General features: G+C 67.8%; 5 protein-coding genes. 4 read left to right on the top strand and 1 reads right to left on the bottom strand.

The window, feature by feature from the left end; genetic code table 11:
- Nucleotides 1-108: 108 nt before the first annotated feature.
- Nucleotides 109-1296 carry a CaiB/BaiF CoA-transferase family protein gene (locus tag WCJ52_RS10430; RefSeq protein WP_336903243.1) on the bottom strand — a complete coding sequence of 396 codons (1188 nt, stop codon included), beginning with the start codon at nucleotides 1294-1296 and terminating at the stop codon, nucleotides 109-111.
- A gap of 137 nt (nucleotides 1297-1433) precedes the next feature.
- On the opposite strand from WCJ52_RS10430, the gene WCJ52_RS10425 reads away from it, so the two are divergent.
- From WCJ52_RS10425 to WCJ52_RS10410, 4 genes are all read left to right on the top strand, one after another.
- Nucleotides 1434-2912 (top strand): MFS transporter, encoded by a 1479-nt coding sequence (locus tag WCJ52_RS10425; protein WP_336903242.1) that lies wholly within the window; start codon nucleotides 1434-1436, stop codon nucleotides 2910-2912.
- Between the two features lie 155 nt (nucleotides 2913-3067).
- Complete coding sequence (locus WCJ52_RS10420) at nucleotides 3068-4390, top strand: acyl-CoA dehydrogenase family protein (protein WP_336903241.1); 1323 nt, start codon at nucleotides 3068-3070, stop codon at nucleotides 4388-4390.
- A gap of 65 nt (nucleotides 4391-4455) precedes the next feature.
- Nucleotides 4456-5499 carry a phosphotransferase gene (locus WCJ52_RS10415; protein ID WP_336903240.1) on the top strand — a complete coding sequence of 348 codons (1044 nt, stop codon included), beginning with the start codon at nucleotides 4456-4458 and terminating at the stop codon, nucleotides 5497-5499.
- On the top strand, nucleotides 5492-6772 hold the full coding sequence (locus WCJ52_RS10410; RefSeq protein WP_336903239.1) for an aminotransferase class III-fold pyridoxal phosphate-dependent enzyme: 1281 nt from the start codon (nucleotides 5492-5494) through the stop codon (nucleotides 6770-6772). Before WCJ52_RS10415 ends, WCJ52_RS10410 begins: the two co-directional genes overlap by 8 nt.
- Nucleotides 6773-6889 lie beyond the last annotated feature (117 nt).

Below are 6889 nucleotides of genomic sequence, written 5' to 3'. Positions count from 1 at the left end.
CCAGGCCGGGCAGCGCCGCTGACCCCCTCACCCGGCTGCGCCGGGAGCTCCCCCTGAGGTGGAGCAATTGGCGCTCTACCCGGGGGAACGCAGTGCGTCGGAGGGGGGTCAGGAAACCCGGTCAGCGTCCGCGCTCAGGACGCCGGCTTCCCGCAGGGCCGCTGCCTTCGCACCGTCCAGGCCCAACCACTCAGCGAGCACCTCGGCATTGTGCTCGCCCCGATGGGGAGCCACCCCGCGCACCCCGCTCCTGGCCGCCGAGAAGCGATAGGGGGACTGGGGGATGGGCCGGGTTCCGCCCTCACGGTCGTCGAGGTCGACGATGGAGCCCCGGTGGGCCAGGGTCGGCTGCTCGCGCAGTCGGGCACCATCGCGCACCTCGCCCCAGGCGATGTTCATGGCCGCCATGGCGGCGGTGACCTTTTCCCAGTCGGTCAGGCCCATCATCAGCTCGCCTACCGCCGCCCGGCGCAGGGCGATCTTGCGGTCGAGGTCGGCCACGCCCTCTCCGGGGTCCTTCAGCTCCAGCTTGGTGGTCAGCTGTCGGAACAGGTAGCGGAAATCCGCCGAGACCAGGATGGGTCCGGCGCCCGTCTCCCAGATGTCCGGCGGCAGGTCCATGGTGTCTTCGGACCCCTCGGCCTCGTAGTGGAACTGGTCGTCGGTGACGAGGGTGGCGTCGACCATGGCGATGTCGATGTGCTGTCCGAGACCCGTGCGCTGCCGCAGGATCACCGCTGAGAGCAGGCCGATCAGTCCATGCAGGGAAGCGTTGGTGTCGGCCACGGACAGGGGCAGGTCGGTCCGTCGGACGCCGTTGCGGCGGGCCTGGCGGGCGATCAGTCCCATCTCGGCGTGGACGATGGGGGCGTAGGCGGGGCGGCGCGACTCCGGCCCGCCAGCGCCGAAGCCCGAGATGGACAGCATGATGAGGCGCGGGTTGGCCTGCGACAGGACCTCATAGTCCAGGCCCAGCCGGCCCATGACATCAGGCCGGTAGTTCTCGATCAGCACGTCTGCGCCGCGTACGAGGTCCAGCATCAGCTCCCGGGCGCCCGGCGCGCGCAGGTCGATGGAGATGTTGCGTTTGCCGGCATTCTGCTGGTGGTAGAAGCCCGGCACGCCGCCCTTCACCCGGCCCCAGAAGCGGGTCACGTCGCCCTCCGGGGGCTCGACCTTGACCACGTCTGCCCCCAGGTCCGCGAGCAGGCGCCCGGCGAAGGGCCCGGCCAGGACCCGGGAAAGGTCCAGCACCTTGAGGCCGGAGAGCGGATAGTCGGCGGGCGCCTCGGTCATGTTCGGTCCCTCATGCTTTGAGCAAGCGGTATGCTAGAGGCGCGCCGGTCGGGGGACAAGGGCGGCGGCGGCGGTTGACGACCCGGCCCCGGACTGAGCCTATGCCGCCAAAGGTCTGCGCACCCGGGGAGGACGCGATGGTTTCAACGATGGTGCCGACGGCGGACAGGCGACTCGATCGCTCCACCCGCTTCTTCTACGGCCTCGGTTCCATAGCCTTCGGGGTCAAGGACAACGGTTTCAGCTACATGCTGATGCTATTCTACAATCAGGTGCTCGGCGTGCCGGCCAAGCTGGTGGCCCTGGCCCTGCTCACCGCCCTCGTGTTCGACGCCGTCATCGATCCGATGATCGGCCACCTGTCAGATAACCTGCGCTCGCGCTGGGGCCGCCGGCACCCTTTCATGTACGCCGCCGCCCTGCCCGTGGCGCTGTCCTATGCCGCCCTTTGGAACCCGCCCGAACTCTCAGCCCAGGGCCTCTTCCTTTACCTGACCGTGCTGGCGGTGGTGATCCGCGCCTTCATCGCCTTCTACGAGGTGCCCTCCTCGGCCCTGGCGGCGGAATTCACCTCGGGCTACGACGACCGCTCGGTCCTGCTGAGCTACCGCTCCTTCTTCGGCTGGATCGGCGGCCTGTCCATCCAGGCCCTGGCCTTCGGCGTCCTGCTCAAGCCGGACGCCACCCATCCGGTCGGTCAGCTCAATCCTGAGGGCTACGCCCGCTACGGACTGATCGCCTCGGTAATCATGCTGGTCGCCATATTGGTGTCCACAGCGGGCACCCATCGCCACATCCCGACCCTTCGGGCACCTCCCGAGAAACGCACAAAGACCCTCAGCCAGACCCTGGCGGAAGTGCGCGAGACCCTGAACAACCGCTCCTTCCTCTTCCTGCTGGCGTCAAGCATAGCCACCGCCCTGGCGGGCGGCCTGGTCGCGTCGATGAACGGCTATTTCAACACCTTCTTCTGGGGCTTCAGCGCCGCCCAGATCTCGTTGATCACCCTGGGGGTCTTCGTCTCGGCCTTCGTCGCCCTGCCGGCTGCGCCCCTCCTGTCCCGACGGTTGGGCAAGAAGCGCACCGCCATGTCCCTGGCGGTTCTGTCCCTGGTGATCGGGATCGGACCGGTCCTGCTGCGCCTCGCCGGCCTCTTCCCGCCCAATGGGGACCCGGCGGTCTTTAGCATCCTCTTCGTCACCTCAATCGTCGGGGTGACCTTCGGCATCATTGCCGCGACCATGAGCGCATCCATGATCGCCGACGTGGTGGAGGAGGCTGAACTGAAGACCGGCCGACGGTCGGAGGGCCTGTTCTTCGCGGCCTCCGCCTTCGTCGGCAAGTCGGTATCCGGCTTCGGAATCCTTGCTGCCGCCCTGCTTATCGACGCCATCGGGCTCCAGCCCGGGGTGGCGCCCGCCGACATGCCGGCCGACGTGATCCACCGCATGGGTGCCGTCTACGCCCCGGTGATCGTCATCCTCTACCTGATCGGGTTCGCCCTGCTTTCGGGCTACCGGATCAGCCGGGAGTCCCATGCGGCCACCCTGCGCGCCCTGGCGGCGGACGCCGGGGAGGCCATCCCTCCCGTCGCGGTGAAGGAAGACCACCAATGAACCCAGGCGGACCCTCAAAAACGGTTGGCGAATAAGATCCGCCTGACATACTCAGTCTTCAGATCACCGCTGCAGGCTGCGGCGTCGGACACGATTATTGGCCAGAGAGACACTGGCCCGAGAGAGACAGGCCAGAGAGAGACAGGACACAGAGCATGAACACCATCACCCCCACCCCCACCAAGGCCATCTTCGGACTGGACCCGCATGACGACCTGAACGACCTGCGGATGAGCGACAAGGCCACGCCGCTCTACGAGCACGTCAAGCGCTTCGTCCGCGAGACCGTCGCCCCGATGTCGGAGAAGTTCCACAAGCTCGGCGAAGGCCGCGCCGACCGCTGGGGCTATGTCCCCGGCCAGCTGGAGCTGCTTGAGGAGGCCAAGAACCAGGCGAAGAAGGAAGGCCTCTGGAACTTCTTCCTGCCCGACGCCGATACCGGCGAGGGCCTGTCCAACCTCGACTATGCCTACATCGCCGTGGAGCTGGGCAAGGTCTCCCTCGCCTCGGAAGTGATGAACTGCTCGGCGCCGGACACCGGCAACATGGAAGTGCTCGAGCGTGTCGGCACGCCTGAGCAGAAGGAAAAGTGGCTGAAGCCCCTGCTGAACGGCGAAATCCGCTCGGCCTTCGCCATGACCGAGCCAGACCGCGCCTCCTCCGACGCCAAGAATGTCGGTATGCGCGCCGTGCTCGAGAACGGCGAGTGGGTGATCAACGGCGAGAAGTTCTACATCTCCGGCGCCGGCGACCCGCGCTGCAAGATCATGATCACCATGGTCAAGACCAGCCCGGACGCACCGCCCAGCCGCCAGCAGTCGCAGATCCTGGTGCCCATCGACACCCCCGGGGTGGACATCCTCGGCCCGATGCACGTCTTCGGCGAAGATGACGCGCCCCATGGCCACATGCACATCCGCTTCACCGACGTTCGGGTGCCGGAATCGAACATGCTGCTCGGTGAGGGCCGCGGCTTCGAGATCAGCCAGGTCCGCCTCGGTCCCGGCCGGATCCACCACTGCATGCGCTCGATCGGCCAGGCCGAGCGCGCCCTGGACCTCATGGTCCGCCGGGGCCTGTCCCGGGAGGCCTTCGGCAAGAAGATCTCCTGGCTGGGCGGCAATGTCGAGATCATCTCCAGGGCCCGGATCGACATCGAGGCCATGCGCCTGATGGTCCTGAAGGCGGCCAAGGCCATGGACGTCCTCGGCAACCGCGAAGCTCGCGTCTGGGTTCACATGGTCAAGGCCATGGTCCCCGAGCGGGTCTGCCAGATCATCGACCAGGCCATCCAGATGCACGGCGCCACAGGCGTCTCGCAATGGACCCCGCTTGCCCGGATGTACACCGGCCAGCGCACCCTGCGCATCGCCGATGGCCCGGACGAGGTCCACCACCTGGTGGTCGGGCGCAACGAGATCCGCCAGTATGAGGGCGGCGGCGAGGACCAGACTTCGGGTGCCGTCTCGCGGAACTGACGGAACTGACGGAATGCAAGGACGGCGGCCCGGCGGGCCGTCGTCCGGTTCCAGGGGAGGCCCAGATGTCCGAAGGCGAGGCCGAGATCACCGAGGTACGCGCGGCGCACCGGTTTGACGAGGCCCGCCTCGAGGCCTGGCTGGACGGGCGGCTGGAGGGCTTTCGCCGCCCCCTGACCGTGCGCCAGTTTGAAGGCGGTCATTCCAACCCCACCTTCCTGATCCAGTCGCACGACCGGAGCTGGGTGGTGCGCAAGAAGCCGCCCGGCGACCTCCTGCCCTCGGCCCACCAGGTCGGCCGGGAGTACACGGTGCTCAAGGCCTTGGGGGACTCCGGCGTGCCTGTGCCCACCGTGCGCCTTCACTGCGAGGACACTTCGGTCATTGGCTCCGAGTTCTTTGTCATGGACTGGGTGAAGGGCCGGATCTTCCTCGACCCCTCCCTGCCTGGCATGGCCCCGGCCGAGCGCCGGGCGATCTTCGTAGATTACCTGAAGGTCCTGGCCCGGCTGCACGCGGTCGACCCCGCCGCAGTCGGCCTGTCCGACTATGGGCGGCCCGGGAACTATTACGAGCGCCAGATCAGCCGCTGGGTGCGCCAGTACAAGGCCGCCCAGACGGACGACCATGCCGACATGGAAAGCCTGATGGCGTGGCTGCCGGCCAACATGCCGGCGCAGAGCGAGACGCGGATCGTCCACGGCGACTTCTCGATCCGCAATTGCATGCTGCACCCGACGGAGCCCAGGCTCGAGGCCGTGCTGGACTGGGAGCTGTCGACCCTTGGGGACCCCTATTCCGACGTCGCCTACACCACCCTCTTCATGATGGGCGAGACGTCCCAGAAAACGCTCACCGACCTGGGCATTCCCTCCCAGGCCGAGATGTTCGAGATGTATTCAGAGGCCTCGGGCCGCCCGCCCCTGAAGGACTGGAGCTTCTACCTGGCCTTCACCCTGTTTCGCATCGCAGCCATCAACCAGGGCGTCTACAAGCGCGGCCTGGACGGTAACGCCTCGTCGGACCGGTATGTCGAGGCCTATCCCTCGATCCAGCGGTTCGCCGCCCGGGCCTGGTCCATCGTCAACGGGGGCCCCGCGGTTGTCTGACGGCCTGCTGGAGCGCCGCAACCGGGCCTTCGGCGCGGGGGCCGCCCTGTTCTACGAAACGCCCCTGAACATTGTCCGCGGGGAAGGCGCCTGGCTCTTCGACGCAGAGGGGCGGCGCTATGTGGACATGTACAACAACGTCCCCTGCGTGGGGCATGGCAATCCCCGGGTGGCCGAGGCCATTGGGCGCCAGCAGGCAACCCTGAACGTCCACTCCCGCTACCTGCACGAGGACATCATCCGGCTGGCCGAGCGGGTGGTCGGCCTGCATGGCGACTTCGCAGAGAGCGTGATCTTCTCCTGCTCGGGGACCGAGGCCAGCGAGATCGCCTTGCGCATGGCCCGCATGGCCACAGGCCGCCGGGGCATCCTCTGCACAGACGCCACCTACCACGGCAATACCCAGCTGGTGGGCGCCATGAGCGGGCTGCCCGCGGGCTCGGACCGGTCGCAGGGCTTCCGCAGCTTTGCCTTCCCCCAGACCTTCCGGACCCCGGAGCCGGGCCTGTCCGGCGAGGCCCTGACCGAGGCCTACCTGGCTGGCCTCGACCGGGGCATGGATGCCCTGGAGGCCTCCGGCGACGGGATTGCGGCCCTGATCGTCTGCTCCATCCTGGCCAATGAAGGCCTGCCGGACATCCCGCCCGGCTTCATGGAAAAGGCCGCCGCCCGGGTCCGGGCGCGGGGGGGCCTCATCATCGCCGACGAGGTCCAGGCCGGATATGGGCGTACCGGCTGCTGGTGGGGCTACGAGGTCACGGGCTTCACGCCGGACATCGTGGTGACGGGCAAGCCCATGGGCAATGGCGTACCCTTGTCGGCCACCACCGCCTCCCGAAGCCTGATTGAGACCTTCCGCTCGAAGACTCGCTATTTCAATACCTTCGCCTCCAGTCCCCTGCAGGCGGCGGCGGGTAACGCCGTACTGGACGAGATCGAGGCCCTGGGCCTGCTGGCCAATGCCGGGCGGGTCGGGGCCTTCCTTAAGGCGGAAATGAAGGCCAGGGTCGGACGCTGGCCCGGCGTGGCCGACGCCCGCGGCTGCGGCCTCTTCCTGGGGGTGGAGATGGTCGGGCCCGATGGCGCCCCTGACCTCGCAGGGGCCCGGGCGGTCTGCAACGGCCTGAAGGACCGGGGCTTCCTGACCTCGAATGCCGGCGCCTTCAACAACGTGGTCAAGATCCGCCCACCCCTGGTCTTCAGCCAGGCCGACGCCGAGGCCTTCCTGCCCGCCTTCGACGCGACGCTGGATGCCCTGCATGGAGCGGGATGAGGCCGAAAGGCTCTTCCTTGCCGCCGCCTGCGAAGCCGCTCTGGCCTTCCCGGTCGCCGAGCCCCGCCTGACCCTCGTCACCGTCTCCGAGAACGTCACCTTCCGCCTGACGGATGG

It is taken from the genome of Phenylobacterium sp., from assembly GCF_037138395.1.
Classification (GTDB): domain Bacteria; phylum Pseudomonadota; class Alphaproteobacteria; order Caulobacterales; family Caulobacteraceae; genus Phenylobacterium.
The sequence above is the reverse complement of the archived record's forward strand: the minus strand, read 5'-3'. Positions and strand labels throughout refer to the sequence as shown.

Coding starts and splice junctions, on each gene's coding strand:
- WCJ52_RS10430 (WP_336903243.1), bottom strand. CDS start 1,296: ATGACCGAGGCGCCCGCCGACTATCCGCTCTCCGGCCTCAAGGTGCTG.
- WCJ52_RS10425 (WP_336903242.1), top strand. CDS start 1,434: ATGGTTTCAACGATGGTGCCGACGGCGGACAGGCGACTCGATCGCTCC.
- WCJ52_RS10420 (WP_336903241.1), top strand. CDS start 3,068: ATGAACACCATCACCCCCACCCCCACCAAGGCCATCTTCGGACTGGAC.
- WCJ52_RS10415 (WP_336903240.1), top strand. CDS start 4,456: ATGTCCGAAGGCGAGGCCGAGATCACCGAGGTACGCGCGGCGCACCGG.